Annotated in this window: 15 protein-coding genes and 2 pseudogenes; 8 read left to right on the forward strand and 9 right to left on the reverse strand. The window is 69.3% G+C overall.

All coding sequences use genetic code 11. The annotated features are described in order from the left end of the window. Nucleotides 1-118 precede the first annotated feature (118 nt). Nucleotides 119-297: pseudogene (locus tag ACSMTC_RS39170) on the reverse strand (IS5/IS1182 family transposase); the annotation flags it as partial. A 549-nt stretch (nucleotides 298-846) separates the two neighbouring features. On the opposite strand from ACSMTC_RS39170, the gene ACSMTC_RS39175 reads away from it, so the two are divergent. Next, complete coding sequence (locus ACSMTC_RS39175; protein ID WP_436564530.1) at nucleotides 847-1,206, forward strand: peptidase inhibitor family I36 protein; 360 nt, start codon at nucleotides 847-849, stop codon at nucleotides 1,204-1,206. 187 nt (nucleotides 1,207-1,393) lie between these two features. Here the strand turns inward: ACSMTC_RS39175 and ACSMTC_RS39180 are convergent, their stop codons facing one another. Then, nucleotides 1,394-2,245, reverse strand: a complete 852-nt coding sequence (locus ACSMTC_RS39180) for an IS5 family transposase (protein ID WP_436564531.1) — start codon at nucleotides 2,243-2,245, stop codon at nucleotides 1,394-1,396. A 126-nt stretch (nucleotides 2,246-2,371) separates the two neighbouring features. Continuing rightward, nucleotides 2,372-3,220, reverse strand: coding sequence for an IS5 family transposase (locus tag ACSMTC_RS39185; RefSeq protein ID WP_436557617.1), 849 nt, complete (start codon nucleotides 3,218-3,220; stop codon nucleotides 2,372-2,374). Nucleotides 3,221-3,438: 218 nt separating this feature from the next. On the opposite strand from ACSMTC_RS39185, the gene ACSMTC_RS39190 reads away from it, so the two are divergent. Continuing rightward, a complete protein-coding gene (locus ACSMTC_RS39190) occupies nucleotides 3,439-4,281 on the forward strand; it encodes an IS5 family transposase (RefSeq protein WP_436557618.1) in 843 nt (280 codons plus the stop codon). A 46-nt stretch (nucleotides 4,282-4,327) separates the two neighbouring features. Here the strand turns inward: ACSMTC_RS39190 and ACSMTC_RS39195 are convergent, their stop codons facing one another. Both ACSMTC_RS39195 and ACSMTC_RS39200 read right to left on the reverse strand, forming a co-directional pair. Next, nucleotides 4,328-5,176, reverse strand: coding sequence for an IS5 family transposase (locus ACSMTC_RS39195; RefSeq protein WP_436557617.1), 849 nt, complete (start codon nucleotides 5,174-5,176; stop codon nucleotides 4,328-4,330). A 308-nt stretch (nucleotides 5,177-5,484) separates the two neighbouring features. Then, nucleotides 5,485-6,102 (reverse strand): TetR/AcrR family transcriptional regulator, encoded by a 618-nt coding sequence (locus ACSMTC_RS39200; RefSeq protein ID WP_436564532.1) that lies wholly within the window; start codon nucleotides 6,100-6,102, stop codon nucleotides 5,485-5,487. Nucleotides 6,103-6,256: 154 nt separating this feature from the next. Here ACSMTC_RS39200 and ACSMTC_RS39205 point away from each other — a divergent pair, with 154 nt between their 5' ends. Both ACSMTC_RS39205 and ACSMTC_RS39210 read left to right on the forward strand, forming a co-directional pair. Then, complete coding sequence (locus ACSMTC_RS39205; RefSeq protein WP_436564533.1) at nucleotides 6,257-7,117, forward strand: enoyl-CoA hydratase/isomerase family protein; 861 nt, start codon at nucleotides 6,257-6,259, stop codon at nucleotides 7,115-7,117. A 379-nt stretch (nucleotides 7,118-7,496) separates the two neighbouring features. Further along, complete coding sequence (locus ACSMTC_RS39210; RefSeq protein WP_436557616.1) at nucleotides 7,497-7,700, forward strand: hypothetical protein; 204 nt, start codon at nucleotides 7,497-7,499, stop codon at nucleotides 7,698-7,700. Nucleotides 7,701-7,756: 56 nt separating this feature from the next. On the opposite strand, the gene istB is transcribed toward ACSMTC_RS39210, so the two are convergent. Next, nucleotides 7,757-8,527, reverse strand: coding sequence for an IS21-like element helper ATPase IstB (gene istB / locus ACSMTC_RS39215; RefSeq protein WP_436557615.1), 771 nt, complete (start codon nucleotides 8,525-8,527; stop codon nucleotides 7,757-7,759). Next, on the reverse strand, nucleotides 8,524-9,876 hold the full coding sequence (gene istA / locus ACSMTC_RS39220) for an IS21 family transposase (protein WP_436557614.1): 1,353 nt from the start codon (nucleotides 9,874-9,876) through the stop codon (nucleotides 8,524-8,526). Before istA ends, istB begins: the two co-directional genes overlap by 4 nt. Nucleotides 9,877-10,079: 203 nt before the next feature. On the opposite strand from istA, the pseudogene ACSMTC_RS39225 reads away from it, so the two are divergent. From ACSMTC_RS39225 to ACSMTC_RS39235, 3 genes and pseudogenes are all read left to right on the forward strand, one after another. Then, nucleotides 10,080-10,283: pseudogene (locus ACSMTC_RS39225) on the forward strand (IS5/IS1182 family transposase); the annotation flags it as partial. Nucleotides 10,284-10,384: 101 nt separating this feature from the next. Further along, nucleotides 10,385-11,293: an IS5 family transposase gene (locus tag ACSMTC_RS39230; protein ID WP_436564924.1), complete on the forward strand. Its 909-nt coding sequence runs from the start codon at nucleotides 10,385-10,387 to the stop codon at nucleotides 11,291-11,293. A gap of 318 nt (nucleotides 11,294-11,611) precedes the next feature. Continuing rightward, entirely contained in the window at nucleotides 11,612-11,923 is a 312-nt protein-coding gene (locus tag ACSMTC_RS39235) for a hypothetical protein (protein WP_436564534.1), read from the forward strand. A 253-nt stretch (nucleotides 11,924-12,176) separates the two neighbouring features. Here ACSMTC_RS39235 and ACSMTC_RS39240 read toward each other — a convergent pair whose 3' ends face one another. After that, entirely contained in the window at nucleotides 12,177-12,881 is a 705-nt protein-coding gene (locus ACSMTC_RS39240; RefSeq protein ID WP_436564535.1) for a TetR/AcrR family transcriptional regulator C-terminal domain-containing protein, read from the reverse strand. A 55-nt stretch (nucleotides 12,882-12,936) separates the two neighbouring features. Here ACSMTC_RS39240 and ACSMTC_RS39245 point away from each other — a divergent pair, with 55 nt between their 5' ends. After that, nucleotides 12,937-14,523 (forward strand): FAD-dependent monooxygenase, encoded by a 1,587-nt coding sequence (locus ACSMTC_RS39245; RefSeq protein WP_436564536.1) that lies wholly within the window; start codon nucleotides 12,937-12,939, stop codon nucleotides 14,521-14,523. 548 nt (nucleotides 14,524-15,071) lie between these two features. On the opposite strand, the gene ACSMTC_RS39250 is transcribed toward ACSMTC_RS39245, so the two are convergent. Further along, on the reverse strand, nucleotides 15,072-16,190 hold the full coding sequence (locus ACSMTC_RS39250; protein WP_436564537.1) for a beta-propeller fold lactonase family protein: 1,119 nt from the start codon (nucleotides 16,188-16,190) through the stop codon (nucleotides 15,072-15,074). Nucleotides 16,191-16,394: the final 204 nt, after the last annotated feature.

Consider the following 16,394-nt stretch of genomic DNA (forward strand, 5'->3'; position numbering starts at 1 on the left):
CTGCCTGCCGATCGAGCGGACAGCGACGCACACGGAGCGGTGGCCGGAGGTCGCCCAGGCGGCATGCCCGGTCGCGACCGGCGGGGCAGCGCTCATCCCCCGAGGGCGCTGAACGCTGGACCCGGTCCGCCGGCGGCAGGCACCACGGCCTGCCAAGCCGCTGCCCCTCACCACGCCGCTCCCACACGGCTCGCACCAGCCGGCCGAACCGCTCATCCACACTCCCGTGAACAACTCCACCCACAGCGGTTCGACCCGCAGCACCCCGCCCGTACAGGAGAGGTGCCCCGAGCACAGCCTTTTGCAACGAGCTTCGGGCCAGAGTTCCGACCTACCCGGCAAGCGTAGCGAAGCAGGGCGGGGAACAAGGGCCCGGTCCGATCGGCGTGCTCCGTTCACAATCGGCTATCTGCCGTGGTCTGGAGCTCCGCCGCGTGGACACCCCACTGCCCCTGTGCTGTGGGCGAGTTGAGAGCCCCTCGGCGGAGGATCGCCCGCGACCTGGCGTCGATCGACGCCGAGCGTCACTCATTCACCGCTGTCTTGTGCGTGCGAGGCACCTTCGCGTGGCCTTCCCACCGAAGGCGGCCAGCGCCTCCAGGCCCTGCGCGAACCGGTCTGCCAGCGACGCCTTCGGCCTGGCCGCGGCTGTCGCCCGCGCGGCGGCCTGCTCCTGGTCCTCGGTGATCCCGGGTGCTGTCAGCTGGTCGTGCTGTTCCTGGTCGAGTTCGGTCCAGCCGGCTCGCTGCGTCCGCGCTCATCGGCGGAGCTGCTCGTCCGGGATATGGCCGGTCTGGCGCGATAGAGTGACCACGCTGTCACGTTCCGTGTCCATGGAGGTGTTGTATGCGTTTCTCTCTCGCGGGTGGCCGCACCGCGGTGCTCGCTGCCGCCACGTGTGCCCTGGCATTCGCGACGGCGGCGCCTGTGGCGGCCGCGCCTCCGGTCAGTGGTCCCGCCGACTGCTACCCGGGCTGGGTCTGCTTCTGGCCCCAGGCCAACTACGGCGGCCAGATGGAGGCCTACCAGGGCCCCTACATCCACAGCTGCGACCGTGTGCCCTCCGGCACGGTCCGCTCCGTCGTCAACCGCGACGACCAGACCTGGAGCCTGAGCCGGGACTTCATCTGTAACCGCATCGGCGCCAAGGTCGCCCCGGGCGAGGAGAACCCCGACCTCGGCGCCGACTACTACTACTGGAAGTAGCCGCCCTGCGCCCAGCTAGACCGGACCCCTGACCGCGAGGCCCCGCGGCACCGGAGCAGGCCGTCCAAGCGGCGCCATGCCGCCGTGACTGCGCCCCGGTCAGGGAGTCGGCAGCTGGGGTCGGCCGACCGTACGGCCGGCCGCCCCCCACACAACTGGATGCTGTTAAGACCGACCGGCAAATGGATCACTTGAGGCGGCGTGTGGTGGGACGGTCGCCCCACCGGTAGCGGGTGGTGGCGCGGCGGATCAGCATGCGGAGTGTGACGAGTGCGGCGGCCAGGTGGAGATAGAACTCGACGACCGCGCCGTTCCTCTCGGTACAGTGCCGCAGCTTGCCGTAGCCGTTCATCCACGAGTGCGTTCGTTCCACGGTCCACCGCTTGCCGGCCTGGATCGGGGCGGGTACGCCCTTGCGGGCGATCTCACCGGTGAAGCCCAACTCCCGAAGCAGAGTTCGGGACTTGTTGTTGTCGTAGCCCCGGTCGAGGTTGACATTCACGTCCTGAGGAAGGGGCCCGACCTGCCCGATGGCGGCCTCGAGGGTTGGTCCGAGAAGAGGCGAGTCGTGGCGGTTGGCCCCCGCGGCGATCAGGCCGAGCGGGACGCCGTGGGCCTCGGTGGCGATCGAGCGTTTCAGGCCCTGCTTTCCGCGGTCGACCGGGGACCGGCCCGCACGCTCGCCGCCGCACGGGGCCTTGGTGATGCAGCCGTCGACGGATATCTCGGACAGTTCCAGGCCGATCATGCGGTCGTACGCCTGGAGCGCGAGAGCGTGGACGGCCTCGGAAATGCCTTGTTCCGCCCATTCCTTGAGTCTTCGACGGATGGTGCGGTCCGAGCATCCGGGGCTGGAGAGGCGCTCGTAGCCCGAGCCGTGGACCAGTGCGAGTACCACGTGTTCGAACACGGTCCGGTCGGGGACTCTGCGGCGGTGGCAGCCGAGTGGGTGGCCCACAGCGAACTCCGGTCGTGTGGGCAGGAGTGCGGCGAATTGGTCCCAGAGGGGTTCGAGCAGGCAAGATGGCAGCGCGGGCACGGCTGTCCTTCGTGATCACTGAGCGTAGAGAACTCCATGATCGCGTGGACCCGTGCCCGTTCTGCCGTCCGGGCCACCTCGCCAGCACCTATTGCCGGTCGGTCTAAGAGGGTGTTCGATACCGATTTAGGCTGCCGCAGGCGGTTTCGGACGGAGGTATTGCCCGGTTCTGTCCGGGCTGGCGGTCAGGCGGTCGGTCATGGAGTTCACCATGGCCCACTGGATCATCGAGCGTGACCGGTCCGGCAGTTCCTCGTAGTCACGGTGGAGCCGCCGGTACCGGGACATGATCCCGAAGGTCTGCTCCACGCGCCAGCGGATCGGCTGGACGACGAAGCCTTTCTGCTCCTTGTCCCGGGCCACGACCTCGACGTCGATGTCGAGTGCGGCGCCGTGCTTGACGACGGCGTTGTTGTAGCCGGCGTCCACCCACGCTTTGGTCACGGTGGGCCACTGGGCGGCGAGGGTGTCCAGGACCTGCTTGCCGCCGGCGGAGTCCTGGACGCCGGCGGCGGTGACGATCAAAACCAGGAGCAGGCCGAGGGTGTCGGTGGCTATGTGGCGCTTGCGGCCCTTGACCCGCTTGCCGCCGTCGTAGCCCTGGCTGTCGGCCGGGGCGTTCGGTGAGGCTTTCACGGACTGGGCGTCGATGATCGCGGCGCTGGGCAGGATGCGGCGGCCCTTCTTCGCCCGGAGCTGGTCACGGAGTGTGTCGTGGATCCGCTCGGTGGTGCCGTCTCGTTCCCATTCCTTGAAGTAGCCGTAGACGGTGGTGTGGGGTGGGAAGTCGTGCGGAAGGTAGCGCCATGCGATGCCGGTCCGCGCGACGTAGAGGATCGCGTTGACCACCTCGCGCAGCCCGGTCGTGGGCTCACGTCCTTCGGCGCGGGTGCGTCGCCACTCCAGCAGCATGGGCTCGATGAGCTCCCACTGATCGTCCTTCAGGTCCGAGGGATACCGGCGTCGTTCCGTCACAGTTGATCAATATCGCGGACACGGACCCGGCCGCCACGAGATCCTGGAACCGAGTCCGCGCCGCAAGAACCAAAGCCGGACAGTTGGGGGGAATCCCCTATCGAACACCCTCTAAGAGGCTGCGCAGATAGGCGGTTGGTGGGACCAGTCGGCGGACGAGACAGGCACAGGTTCCTTGATCATGGAGTTGCGACGCTCTGTGATCATTGGGGAGACCTGTGCCTGTGCTGCCATTCTGGCTGACCGAACCGCTCTGGGACCAATTCGCCGCCCTGCTGCCGCAGCGGCCACAGTTCGATCCAGCCCACCCGCTGGGCTGCCACCGACGCCGGATCAGCGACCGGATCGTCTTCGACAAGCTGCTCCAAGTCCTGCGGTTCGGTTGCTCCTACGAGGCGATAGCGGACTCGACCTGCTCGGCCGCCACGATCCGAGGCCGCCGCGACGAGTGGATCGGCCTGGGCCTGTTCGCCCGCCTGAAGCAGATCGCTCTCCAGGCCTATGACCGCGTCGTCGGCCTCGTCCTCGACCAGATTGCCGTGGACGGCGCCATCACCAAGGCCCCCGGCGGCGGCGAAGCGGCCGGACGCTCACCCGTCGACCGGGGCAAGCAGGGCATGAAACGGTCCGGGATGACCGGTGGCTACGGCATCCCGCTCGGCCGCGTCCTGGCCGGCGCCAACCGCCACGACTCGCCGCTCCTGGCGCCAACTCTCGATCTCCTGGAGGGACTTGGGCCGTTGCCCGACGAGATCACCGTCCACCTCGACGCCGGCTACGACTCGGACAAGTCCCGTGCCGTGCTCGACGAGCGGAAGCTGTGCGGTCAGATCGCGCGCAAGGGGACCAAGGCGCCGGTCCAGGCCACCCGGCGATGGCATGTCGAGCGCACCCACGCCTGGCAGAACGCCTTCCACCGCCTCGCCCGCTGCTACGAGCGCCGCACCAGCGTCATCGAAGCCTTCTTCGACCTCGCCGACACCGTCATCACCGTCCGCAGTCTGATCCGCCGAGCCTGGACCACCCACCGCTGGGACACCCGCCCCCGACGCCGCCCATGACCAGCCGCCTATCTGCGCAGCCTCTAAGAGGGTGTTCGATACCGATTTAGGCTGCCGCAGGCGGTTTCGGACGGAGGTATTGCCCGGTTCTGTCCGGGCTGGCGGTCAGGCGGTCGGTCATGGAGTTCACCATGGCCCACTGGATCATCGAGCGTGACCGGTCCGGCAGTTCCTCGTAGTCACGGTGGAGCCGCCGGTACCGGGACATGATCCCGAAGGTCTGCTCCACGCGCCAGCGGATCGGCTGGACGACGAAGCCTTTCTGCTCCTTGTCCCGGGCCACGACCTCGACGTCGATGTCGAGTGCGGCGCCGTGCTTGACGACGGCGTTGTTGTAGCCGGCGTCCACCCACGCTTTGGTCACGGTGGGCCACTGGGCGGCGAGGGTGTCCAGGACCTGCTTGCCGCCGGCGGAGTCCTGGACGCCGGCGGCGGTGACGATCAAAACCAGGAGCAGGCCGAGGGTGTCGGTGGCTATGTGGCGCTTGCGGCCCTTGACCCGCTTGCCGCCGTCGTAGCCCTGGCTGTCGGCCGGGGCGTTCGGTGAGGCTTTCACGGACTGGGCGTCGATGATCGCGGCGCTGGGCAGGATGCGGCGGCCCTTCTTCGCCCGGAGCTGGTCACGGAGTGTGTCGTGGATCCGCTCGGTGGTGCCGTCTCGTTCCCATTCCTTGAAGTAGCCGTAGACGGTGGTGTGGGGTGGGAAGTCGTGCGGAAGGTAGCGCCATGCGATGCCGGTCCGCGCGACGTAGAGGATCGCGTTGACCACCTCGCGCAGCCCGGTCGTGGGCTCACGTCCTTCGGCGCGGGTGCGTCGCCACTCCAGCAGCATGGGCTCGATGAGCTCCCACTGATCGTCCTTCAGGTCCGAGGGATACCGGCGTCGTTCCGTCACAGTTGATCAATATCGCGGACACGGACCCGGCCGCCACGAGATCCTGGAACCGAGTCCGCGCCGCAAGAACCAAAGCCGGACAGTTGGGGGGAATCCCCTATCGAACACCCTCTAAGAGCAGATAGGTGCTGTGGAGGCCTCGGTGGCCCGGCACGGCTGCGCGTGGACACCGTCCGCTTCGGCCGGATCGACACCCCACTCCTGCGCTCGCGGCCGGGGCTGGACTCCGACGACGCTATCGCCGCCGCCGGGTCGACCACTCCCTTCGGCCGCTTCGGCACCGTCGAGGAAGCCGCCGCCTCGGCCCTTTACAACGGAGCGTCCGTCTGCTGGCGTGCCGGGGTCGAGAAGGCGGCGAACGCAACGTCCAGCAGTTTGCCGAGGTCCTCTTGGCCGTCGCTCGCACTCCATTGCCCGAGGACGATCCACAAGATTTCGAGCGCCGCCGCTACGCGAACGTTGGCGACGACCGACGACCCGTCGGCCGAGGAGGTTGTCTTCTGCAGTCGGGCGACGATCTCTGGTCGCCATTCAGTCTGCTTCTCGCGGAGGCGTGCGCACAGGGCTGGGGTCTGCTCGATGAGGCCGAGGATCGTCACGAGTTCCTGGACGTCGCGTACAAGGAACCTCACGGCTGACTCCAGGGCGTTGCGCAGCCTGCTCCAGTCGTCCTGGTTGGCCCGCTCGGCATCGAGCGCGTCCGTGATGACGTCACCGACAGGGTCGAAGACGAACAGGACCACGTCTTCCTTGGTGCGGAAGTAGCGCAGGAAGGTGCTCCGCGACACTCCGGCGGCTTCGGAGAGGTCGGCGAAGGTGACCTGGTTGAAGCCGGTGAGGCAGAACCGGTTGAACGCGACGCGGGCCAGCTCTGCTCGCACCGCGTGGCGGCTGATCTCACGGGTACCGACTGGCGCTGCGCTCATGGGGACGAGTGTACTCCGACACACTCGTTTGCTTCTTCGGATACAGGTTTCTAACCTGATACTCAGTGTCAGTCGCGATGCTGAGATTCGCGACGCTGTCCCCAGCCGGCGGCCCGGTCACGGGCCGTCTCTTACCGCGATATGGAGCCACCTCATGAGCTACGAAGACCTTCCCGCCCTGACGATCGACGTCTCGGACGGGGTCGCGACGGTGACAATCGATCACCCGCCGCTCAATCTGATGGACGCGGTCCTCCTGCCGTCACTCCGGGCATTCGTCGCGCGTGTGCGGGACGACGCCGACGTCCGCGTCATCGTCTTCGAGAGTGCTGACCCGGAGTTCTTCGTTGCGCACGGTGACATGGCCTACCTCACCGACCCTGACGCGCTGCCTGCGGCCACTCGCGCCGCGATCGCGGCCGCGCCGGGCTCGACCGTCCCGGAAGGCCTGAACATCCTCCAGGCGATGAGCGAGGAGGTCCGCTCGCTGCCGCAGGTCACCATCGGCAAGCTGGCGGGCTTCGCGCGCGGCGCGGGCAACGAGTTCTTCATGTACCTGGACATGCGATTCGCGGCGATCGGCAAGTCGGGGCAGGGGCAGCCGGAGTCCTTGATGGGGATCCTCCCCGGAGGCGGTGGCACGGTGAACATGACGCGCCTTGCAGGAAGGGCCCGCGCGCTGGAGCTCATCCTCGGCGCCGAACTCGTGGGCGCGGAGCTCGCGGAACGGTACGGCCTGATCAACCGTGCCCTGCCCGCCGCAGAACTCGATTCCTTCGTCGACGCCCTCGCCCGACGGATCGCCGGCCTCCGGCCGGAGGTGATCTCCATCACGAAGGCTGCGGTCGACGCGGTCGCGCCGCCGATTCCGCGTGCGGCGTACGCCGTTGAAAACGAGGGCCTATTCGCGGCGTTCGGCGATGAGGTCACCGAGCTCGCCCACAGGCTGCTCGCCGCTGGTATCCAGACCCGCGAGGGCGAACGCGACCACGAGCGCATCGCCAACAGCATCTGAGTGCCTACGCTCTCGCCATCCGTGCGCAGAGGCTCCGTGGGAAGAGTTCCCCAGCCATGGCCAGCACGCGCGTTGTCGAGTGCTCAGGTCGACCGCCCTGGTTCGCCGAGCCCGTAAGCGTTGACAACGCTGTCCGGCCGCGCGGATAGGCGCGGTTGGGAAGGTGGGTAGCCAAGCGGGCACAGGTCCCTTTGACCATGGAGTTGCTGACGCTCTGTGATCACCGAGGTGTCGGCGTACGGCCTTGACTCCCCAACTGCGTACGCCTAAACGTCCCCAGCTATCAGGCGGTCTCTGGCGCCAGATCTTGGCTGCTTGCCAGGAGGTCCCAACCGCTCAGGCCCAGTGCACGCGGGGCCTCCGCTACGCTGTCGACCCCATGGGACAGCTGCCGGAGAGCGTAGACCGCGACATCCTGGATCACCGGATCGTCTTCGCGATCAAGGCAATCCGGGAGGTGTCGGACTGCACGTTGCACGAGGCGTTGGACGCCTTCGTCGCGCGCTACGAGGAGCTCCGCCGTGATCGACCGGACGACTTCCAGCTGAACCGCGAAGAGTACGGCCGAGGCTTCTACTCCTGACGCACACTGACACCGGTCAAGCTCGGCGGACAGTCGACGTCCAACGAGGCTGGATGTCAGGCCACTTCCGCGTCTCGCTCGATGGCCTTGAGGCGGTTCTTCAGGCGGTAACTGGGGCCGTTGATGGAGATCACGTCGCAGTGGTGGAGGAGCCGGTCGAGGATGGCGGTGGCGAGGACCTCGTCGCCGAAGACTTGTCCCCACTCGCTGAAGGTCTTGTTCGAGGTCAGGATGATCGAGCCCTTCTCGTAGCGCTTGGAGATCACCTGGAAGACCAGGTTCGCCTCGGCTCGCTCCAGGGGCTGGTAGCCGACCTCATCGACCACCAGGACGCCGGGCCGCAGGTAGGTGCCGAGTTTGTTGGCCAGGCGACCGGCTGTCTCGGCGGCCTTGAGGTTGCGGACCATGTCGTCGAGGCTGGTGAAGTAGATGGAGTAACCAGCTCGGCAGGCCGCGACCGCGAGCCCGACGGCGATGTGTGTCTTTCCCACCCCGGGCGGCCCGAGGAGGGCGGCGTTGGCCTTGGCCTCGACGAAAGAGAGGGTGGCGAGGTCCTTGACCTTGCGCGGGTCGAGGTCGGGCTGGAAGGAGAAGTCGTACTCGTCGATTGTCTTGTGGTGGGGCAGCTTCGACAGCCGCAGGCCCTGGCGGAAGCGCCGGTCGTCGCGGACGGCGAGTTCCTCGGACAGGACCAGGTCGAGGAAGTCGAGGTAGCCCATCTTCGCCTCGTCCGCCCGCCGGGTGAACTCGTTGATGGTCTCCGCCAGGTGGGGCAGGCCGAGCTTGGCGGCCGTGGTCCGGATGCGGTTGCCGGTCAGCTGGCTCAAGAGGGTTCCTTCGTCGGTCGGTTGGTGGTGAAGGGGCGGGTACCGGTCAGCTCGTCGTAGACCGACAGCGGACGGCGGCCGACTTCGATGCGGGTGATCGCGGCCCGGTTCAGCAGGGATTGCAGGGGTCCGGCTTCCCGGCCGAGAGGCCGCTCGTGGCGGGGCTGGGAGGGGACATCACCCGTGGTGGTCCGGCGTCCCTTGCCGGTGGGCAGGCCGTCCCAGTGCGTCTCCTGGACGACGCGGGCACCCCGGCCGACCGCCCTGGCGTGCATGGCCAGCAGTGTCTCGCCGTCGGTGCCGGGGACGGTGGAGTGCAGCATGATTTGCGACTTCGTGGCCCGGATCTCGACCAGCTGGCGCGGTCGCACCTTGCGGGCCGGCACCGAGTAGAGGTTGCCGCCGAAGGCGACCAGGCAGTCCTTGCCGACGGGCCGCAGGTGCCGCTCGGCCACCAGATACGGGGTGGGTGGCAGCGGTTTGAGGGCCGCGTGGTCGCGGGCCGCCCGCTCGCCGATGACTTCGCGGTGTGTCTTGTGGATCTGAGCGCGCCGGATGGGCACCCAGGCGGCGAACGCGGAGTCCATCTCCTCGATGGAGGAGAAGGCCCGGCCGGACAGGACGTGGTCGCGGACGATCAGGACCTGGCGTTCGACCCGGCCTTTGCCGGTGGGGCGGTAGGCGGCCAGGACGTCGGGGTCGAAGTCGTAGTGGCCGGCGAAGCCGACCGCCTCCGGGTGCAGCGGGACCGCCTCGCCCGGGGCGACGTGGCGGCGGACGACGGTCTTGGTGCGGTCGTAGACGATCGTCATCGGTGCCCCGCCGAAGTGCGCGAACGCCCTGCGGTGGCAGTCGAAGAACGTCTGCAGGTCCTGGCTGGTGGTGAAGCAGCAGAACGGGTCGCGCGAGTACGACAGCGTCATGTGGAAGGAGTAGACCTTGTCGATGCCCATGTGGGCGAGGATCTTGCCCTCGTCCCCCCAGTCCACTTGGGCCTGGGCGCCCGGGATCACCTCGAACCGGCGGTGCATCCCCGCCAGCTCCTTCGGTGTGATGCCGAGTTCTTCGGCGATCCGCGGGCGGGCCTCCTGGAGGTAGAGCTTGACGCGCTGGTAGTTCCCGGTGAACCCGTACTCGGTGGCCAGGCGCTCGTGGATCACGGCGGCCTTCATCAGGACCTCCGCCCGGAGCATCGAGTCGACCAGCGGCGCGAACTCGTCGATGACCCTTGCCCGCGAGCGTCCGTTCGACGACCGGCGTGGTGGGGTGGCCGGGCCCGGGGCCGAGAGGTACTTACGGACCGTCTTCCGGTCCAGCCCCGTCTCCCTGGCGATCTCCGACAGACTCATCGACCCGGAATCGAACAGGCCACGGAAACGCCTCAGTTCCAACCAGCGATGCGGATCCAGAACCACCGTCAGCCGCCCTCCGCACTCTCCTCACCGACCAAGCAGCAGAGTGTCGGGCAACAGCCCACGACGCATCAAGAAGCGGCCACGTTCATCCGTACGTGGCTGGGGACGTTCACGTGTACGCCGACACGAGGAGACCTGTGCCTGCGCTTCCACCATGGCTGACCGAGCCGCTCTGGGACCAATTCGCGGTCCTGCTGCCCGAGCGGCCGGAATTCCACCCGGACCATTCACTTGGCTGCCACCGCCGACGCATCAGCGACCGGATCATCGTCGACAAGATGCTGCAATTGCTGCGCTTCGGCAGTTCTTACGAGGCGATCGCCGACACAACCTGCTCGGCCCCCGGGACCGAAGCCCCTGATCAGGGGTGTCCGTCAAAGCGAATCAAGCCCAAGTCCTGCCGAGCAACAGGGAGGCCCTGTTGTCCCAGTCTGTCGCGCTCGTGCCTGTTGCGTCCAACTCCCGTGCGTCGTCGTGTGATTGCCTCGCTCACACGTACGGGAACGCGGCCGACCATGGTGAGCGTGTTCGACGATATCCGTCGGACACGACCGATGCCGAGTGGGCCCAGGCCCGCGTCACGCTGCCCACGCCGGGCTGGTTGGAGGGCAGGGGCGGGCAACCGGAGGCGTACTGCCACCGGACCATGCTGGACGCGATCCACTACCTGGTCGACAACGGAATCAAGTGGCGGGCGATGCCCGCGGACTTCCCGCCGTGGGACCACGTATACGCGTTCTTCCGCCGCTGGCGCGACCTGGGCCTGGTCAAGGAGTTCCACGACCGACTGCGCTCGTGGGTCCGCTCCCGGGCAGGCCGGGACGCCGAGCCGAGCGCGGGCGTGATCGACTCGCAGTCGGTCAAGGCGGACGCCGTCGTCGGCGCCGACAGCCGCGGCTTCGACGGCGGCAAGCTGATCAACGGACGCAAACGACACGTCGTCGTCGACACGCTCGGCCTGCTGCTGGCAGTGACGGTCACTCCCGCGGACATCGGCGACCGCACCGCTGCGAAGGCACTGCTCGCCCAAGTAGCCGACGCGCACCACCTGCTGGATCTCATCTGGGCCGACGGCGGCTACACCGACGGCCTCATCGAGGACTGCTTCACCGCCCTGGTCCTCGCCGGGCTGGCTCCTGCCGCTCAAGGGCGACGGCACCCCCGTCCCCGGAGCGCTGCGCATGGGCATCGCCCCGGGCAGCCGCAAGCACGAGTCCTCGTCCCCCTGGCCGAGGCGGTGGCGGCGATGGAGCGCGGGGAGCACCCGTCCCGGCTGGTCCACCAGTTCGGCACCGACGGCAGCCCCGTCGAGCAGGTCGACGACGACGCCGAGGAAGACGGTGAGCTTTGATGGCGGGCAGGGGCATGTTCGGCAGGGTCCGCGAGGCGCTGTTCCCATCGCGGAAGGCACCGGTGTAGTCGACGACGCAGGCCGGGCAGGTGAAGGACAAGATGTTCGGCGGCTCCACCAAGGCCATGGCCGCGGCCTACGGCGTGAGCCGGAGGACGGTCGAGCGCTGAATCGACGGCACCCGCCAAGCCCCCGGAGCTCTCGCGCGCCGCCGAGAGGCGGTGGGAGAAGGAGAACGCCACCCGTGCCAGGCAAGGCCGGCCACCGCTCCCGCGCCCGACCACCTCGGCCGACTGGCTGGCCACCGACGCGGTCCGCGTGCAGACCACCGAGCGCAGCCGCGAGCGCAAGGCCAAGCAACTGGCGCAGCTCGGCACCTTCTCCGGCCACACCGCCCGCGTCGGCCGTGCCACCACCTTCAACATCCGCGGCTCGGACGCCGTCCGCTCGCGCGACGTCCACGTCACTCTGACCGGCGAGCAGGCCGCCGCCTTGGCGCTGGCCGAAGACGAGGACGAGGTGCGGGCCGTCATCGGCCCGGCGCTCGCCGACTACTTCAACGGCGGCACGTACGGAGGCTTCGGATCGGACGACTTCGAATGGGACGAGAACGACTTCGACGTCCGCTGAGAGGCGGCTCCGTGTCCGCCGCGACGTGCGCACCGGACCGGACGGGCCCGCTGCCGCTGTGGCAGCGGGCCATCCGACTTCCGGACAGTCACCGGTCGACGCCGACGGCGCCCGCCGGAGTTCGCCATGAACCCCGTTCCGGATATTCGGCGACATGAGCGATGGGAGGAATTGGGCGGGAGCCGGATTTCCGGCTCTTCGTAGACGAGGGTGCAGCGGTCGGAAGCTGGGCACCGGTAGCCGTACTGAGCGGTCAGCGACCCAATCGGGCCGCGAGGCCGTCGAGTACGCACTCCAGGCCGAACGCGAACTCCGCGTCGGGGTCGGGTTCTTCGGCCTCATGGACGCGGCGGGCGAGCATCGGGTGCTCGCCCGCCGCGAGGACGGCGCTGATGTAGGGGCCGAGGCTGCGCTGCCACTGCTCCTCACTCAGGCCGGTGCGTTGCTCGGCGCGCCGAGCGGCCTGCTGGGTGGCCACCGAGCCCAGCACGTACGCGTGCACGGCGCTGAGCGCCTGCGAGGCCAGGGTGATGTCGGGCGTGAGCGCGACAGCGGCGCGCAGGGCGGATTCGGCCCGGCGCAACGTGTTGGGGCCGAGCGAGGGCCTGCCCGCCAGTTCGGCCGCCAGCCACGGGTGGCGCAGCAGGGTCGCGCGCTGGGCGTGCGCGACCGCGGCGAGGTCGGTGCGCCAGTCCGGGGTGGGGTCGGGGAGCGGCTCCTCGCCCTGGGCCGCGTCGACCATCAGGTCCACCAACTCGTCGCGGTTGGTGATGTAGCGGTAGAGGGTGGCCGTCCCGGAGCCGAGGTCGCTCGCGACCCGGCGCATCGAGACCGCGGCCAGGCCCTCCGCGTCGGCGACGGCCAGCGCGGCGGCCACGTACTGGTCCACCCCCGGGGCGCGTCGGGCCGGTTCGGGGCGAGGCCTGGTCCACACCGACCAGGGAGCGGGTTCGGTCATCGGGTGCTTCCCTTTCTCGTTGACCGGCATTCTAGCTTCTGGCTACGGTGTAGCCATGACGGAAACAGTGTATCCGGAAGCGCCGGTCCTCGTGGTCGGGGGCGGCAGCGTAGGGCTGCTCACCGCGGCGTTGCTCGCCCACCACGGCGTCCCCGCGGTGCTCGTCGAACGCCGCTCGGGGCCGTCGGTCCACCCGCGCGCCACCGGCATCGGGCCCCGGACGGTCGAGATCCTGCGTGAACTCGGGCTGGACGCCGCCGTCGACGCTGTCGCTGTCGACCTGCGCGGTGCCACGGCCAAGGCGGTGGCGCGGACCGTCGTCGAGATGGGCGCGGGCGATGTCGTGACCGTGCCCATGCCGATCCGGTCCGCCACCGAGCTGGACACGACACCGTTCAGGCTGCGTGGCGTCTGCGCACAGGACCGCCTTGACGCCGTGGTGGCGGCCGACCTGGCGCGCCGCGGAGCGGATGTGCGCTGGTCGACCCGCCTGGTCGGCATCGCGCAGGACGCCGACGGGGTCGACGTCGAGCTGGAGGGGCCCGACGGTCGCTACTCGCTGCGCTGCGCGCGCGTGGTGGCCGCGGACGGCACACACAGCGCCGTGCGGACCGCGCTCGGCGTCGGCACCTCCGGGGCGGGCGACCTGGGCAAGTCGAAGATCAACATCCTGTTCCGCGCCGACCTCCGGCCCCACCTGCGGGGGATGTCCTTCGGCACCTGCACGATCACCACGCCGGAGGCACCCGGTCTGCTGGTGACCGTGGACGGAGCGACCACCTGGGTCTTCCACATGACCTGCGACGTGGACGGGGGCGAGCACCCCGAGGACTTCACGCACGAGCGCTGCGTCGCGGTCGTCCGCTCGGCGGTCGGCGATCCCGACCTCGACGTCGAGGTGCGCAGCGTGCTGCCGTGGCGGCCCCGGAGCGCCCTGGCCGACCGCTTCGCCGTCGGCCGCGTTTTCCTGGTCGGCGACGCCGCGCACACCGTGGCACCCCTGGGTGCGTTCGGTCTCAACACCGGTGTCGCCGACGCCCACAACCTGGCGTGGAAGCTGGCCGCCGTCCACCACGGCGAGGCAGGCGCCGGCCTGCTCGACACCTACGCGCAGGAGCGCGAGCCGGTCGCCACGGCGACACTGGACCAGGCGATGCGCAGGTTCGCCGACCCGGCGCTGCACTGGGGGCGTGGACCCGAGGCCGACGCCGCCAGGGGTGCGGCGGGGGTGTGGGCGGCGCCGGTCGTGCACCTCGGCCAGCGGTACGACTCGGCCGCCGTCGTCGATCCGCGGCCGGAACTCCCGTCCACGCTCGACCTGGCGGTGGCGCTGGACGGGTCGCCGGGTTCACGGGTGCCCCACGCGTGGGTCGACGGGGTCTCCACGCTCGACCTGGTCGCGTCCCGGTGGACCCTGCTGGTGGGCGCCGCGGGCGACCGGTGGCTCGCCGCCGCGGCGGGCGTCGGTCTGCCGGCGCACCGGGTCTTCGCACCGTGGCTCTCCGACGACGGGGCCCTGCTCGTGCGACCGGACGCGATCGTCGCGATGCGGGTCACGGCGCCGGTCCCGGATCCGGAGCGGTTCCTCGCCGACGCCCTGGACCAGGTGCTGGCCAGGCCGGTCGCGGTGCCGAGTGTCTGACCAGGGGCGAGGCGCCCCCGTCACAACTACGGCTTGGCCGTGCTGACCTCGAAGTTCGAGGAGTACGCGCGTACTTCCCGTTCGACGACCCGACCGCCGCCCGGATGTCCGCAGGCCTCCGCCGACACCTACCCGCACGCCGCCGGGGCGCGCTGAGCACGATGAGCCGTGCCACGACCTTCACGATCCGCGACTCGGATGCGATCCGAGCCCGCGACGTCCACCTGGACCTCTCGGGCGAGCAGGCCGCCGCCCCGGCCCTCGCCCATAGCGGTGGTAGACCTCCGGCAGGAAAGTCCAGCGGCGCGCACTCGTCCCCGGCGGCCCGGGCGCCGGCCACGAAGGCGAACGTCGCGAAGACGAACGTAAGGTGCGAATCGCCCCGAAGATGCTGGCTATCGAGGCGACTTAGTATCGCAAACCATCCCTAAACGCCCACTCGGGCGTGATGTGTGGCTGCGACTGGCGATCGCGGAGTCCTGCCCGGTCGCCGCGGTTGTGCCCCTGCGCCCCCGCAGCCGCTACGGCGGCCGCGGGGGCGCGGTGGGTCAGGGGGCGCAGACGGCGTAGGGAGTGATGTTGGTGTAGTTGGTGCTCGGGTTGTCGGCGAGGATCTGCCAGGTGTTGCCGACGGGTCGGCTGGTGGTTTCGACGGGTGGGACGGCGCCGCCGCTCTGCTGGTATCCGCCGCCGGTGATCACGCTGCCGGTGGGGCAGGTAGCGGTGGCCACGACCGGGACTCTGGCCGTGGCCACTCCGAAGGGGTTGGTGCCGGCGGGGACGGTGGTGATGACGGTGTCGGTGGAGGCATTGATCACCGACACGCTGCTCGAGCCCTCATTGGCGACGTAGACGCGGGTGCCCCCCGGGCTGAACGCCACCCCGTTGGGGTTGGCGCCGACGGGGATGGTGGCGGTGACGGTGTTGGTGGCGGTGTTGATCACCGACACGGTGTTCGAGAGCAGGTTGGTGACGTAGGCGGTGGTGCCGTCCGGGCTGACCGCCACCGTCTGCGGGCGGGTGCCCACGGGGACGGTGGCGGTGACGGTGTTGGTGGCCGTGTTGATCACCGACACGTTGTTGGAGTTCTGGTTGGCGGTGTAGGCGGTGGTGCCGTCGGGGCTGACCGTCACCCCGATCGGCCCGGTGCCCACGGGGATGGTGGTGGTCACGGTCCTGGTGGCCGTGTTGATCACCGACACCGTGTTGTCAATGAAGTTGGCGACGTAGGCGGTGGTGCCATCCGGAGTGAAGGCCACCCCGATCGGCCCGTTGCCGACGGGGATGGTGGCGGTGACGGAGTTGGTGGCGGTGTTGATCACCGACACGTTGTGCGGGCCGTCGTTGGTGACGTAGGCGGTGGTGCCGTCCGGGCTGAACGCCACCCCGTTGGGGTTGGCGCCGACGGGGATGGTGGTGGTGACGGTGTTGGTGGCGGTGCTGATCACCGACACGGTGTTCACGTTGCCGTTGGTGACGTAGGCGGTGGTGCCGTCCGGGCTGACCGCCACCCCGAGCGGCCCTGAGCCGACGGGGATGGTGGCGGTGACGGTGTTGGTGGTCGCGTTGATCACCGACACCGTGTTGCTACTGGCGTTGGTGACGTACGCGAAGGTCCCCGACGTCGCGGCCTGAGCCGGGACGGCCGCCGTCACGGGCAGGGCCACGATCCCCAGCACAACCGGTCCCGCCACCAAGGCACGCAGCCACGTTTTCCACCGCGGGGCCCGGCCCAGGCCCGTATCGTGCCGAGCCGGTCCCCACAGCCGTCGCTTCCTGAAAGCCAGCATCGCCATACCTCTCGCTCGAAGAACCGGAAGGGTGGCGACGCGGGCCCTGGGACCGGGACGGATCGTGCCGTGACGACGGAC

Source organism: Kitasatospora sp. HPM-01-4 (assembly GCF_051374625.1).
In the GTDB taxonomy this organism is placed as follows: Bacteria; Actinomycetota; Actinomycetes; order Streptomycetales; family Streptomycetaceae; genus Kitasatospora.

Excerpts from the sequence above, each read along its gene's own strand:
- ACSMTC_RS39175 (WP_436564530.1), top strand. The coding sequence starts at position 847 with ATGCGTTTCTCTCTCGCGGGTGGCCGCACCGCGGTGCTCGCTGCCGCC.
- istA (WP_436557614.1), bottom strand. The coding sequence starts at position 9,876 with ATGAGTCTGTCGGAGATCGCCAGGGAGACGGGGCTGGACCGGAAGACG.
- ACSMTC_RS39240 (WP_436564535.1), bottom strand. The coding sequence starts at position 12,881 with ATGACCGAACCCGCTCCCTGGTCGGTGTGGACCAGGCCTCGCCCCGAA.
- ACSMTC_RS39210 (WP_436557616.1), top strand. The coding sequence starts at position 7,497 with ATGGGACAGCTGCCGGAGAGCGTAGACCGCGACATCCTGGATCACCGG.
- ACSMTC_RS39200 (WP_436564532.1), bottom strand. The coding sequence starts at position 6,102 with ATGAGCGCAGCGCCAGTCGGTACCCGTGAGATCAGCCGCCACGCGGTG.
- ACSMTC_RS39245 (WP_436564536.1), top strand. The coding sequence starts at position 12,937 with ATGACGGAAACAGTGTATCCGGAAGCGCCGGTCCTCGTGGTCGGGGGC.
- ACSMTC_RS39205 (WP_436564533.1), top strand. The coding sequence starts at position 6,257 with ATGAGCTACGAAGACCTTCCCGCCCTGACGATCGACGTCTCGGACGGG.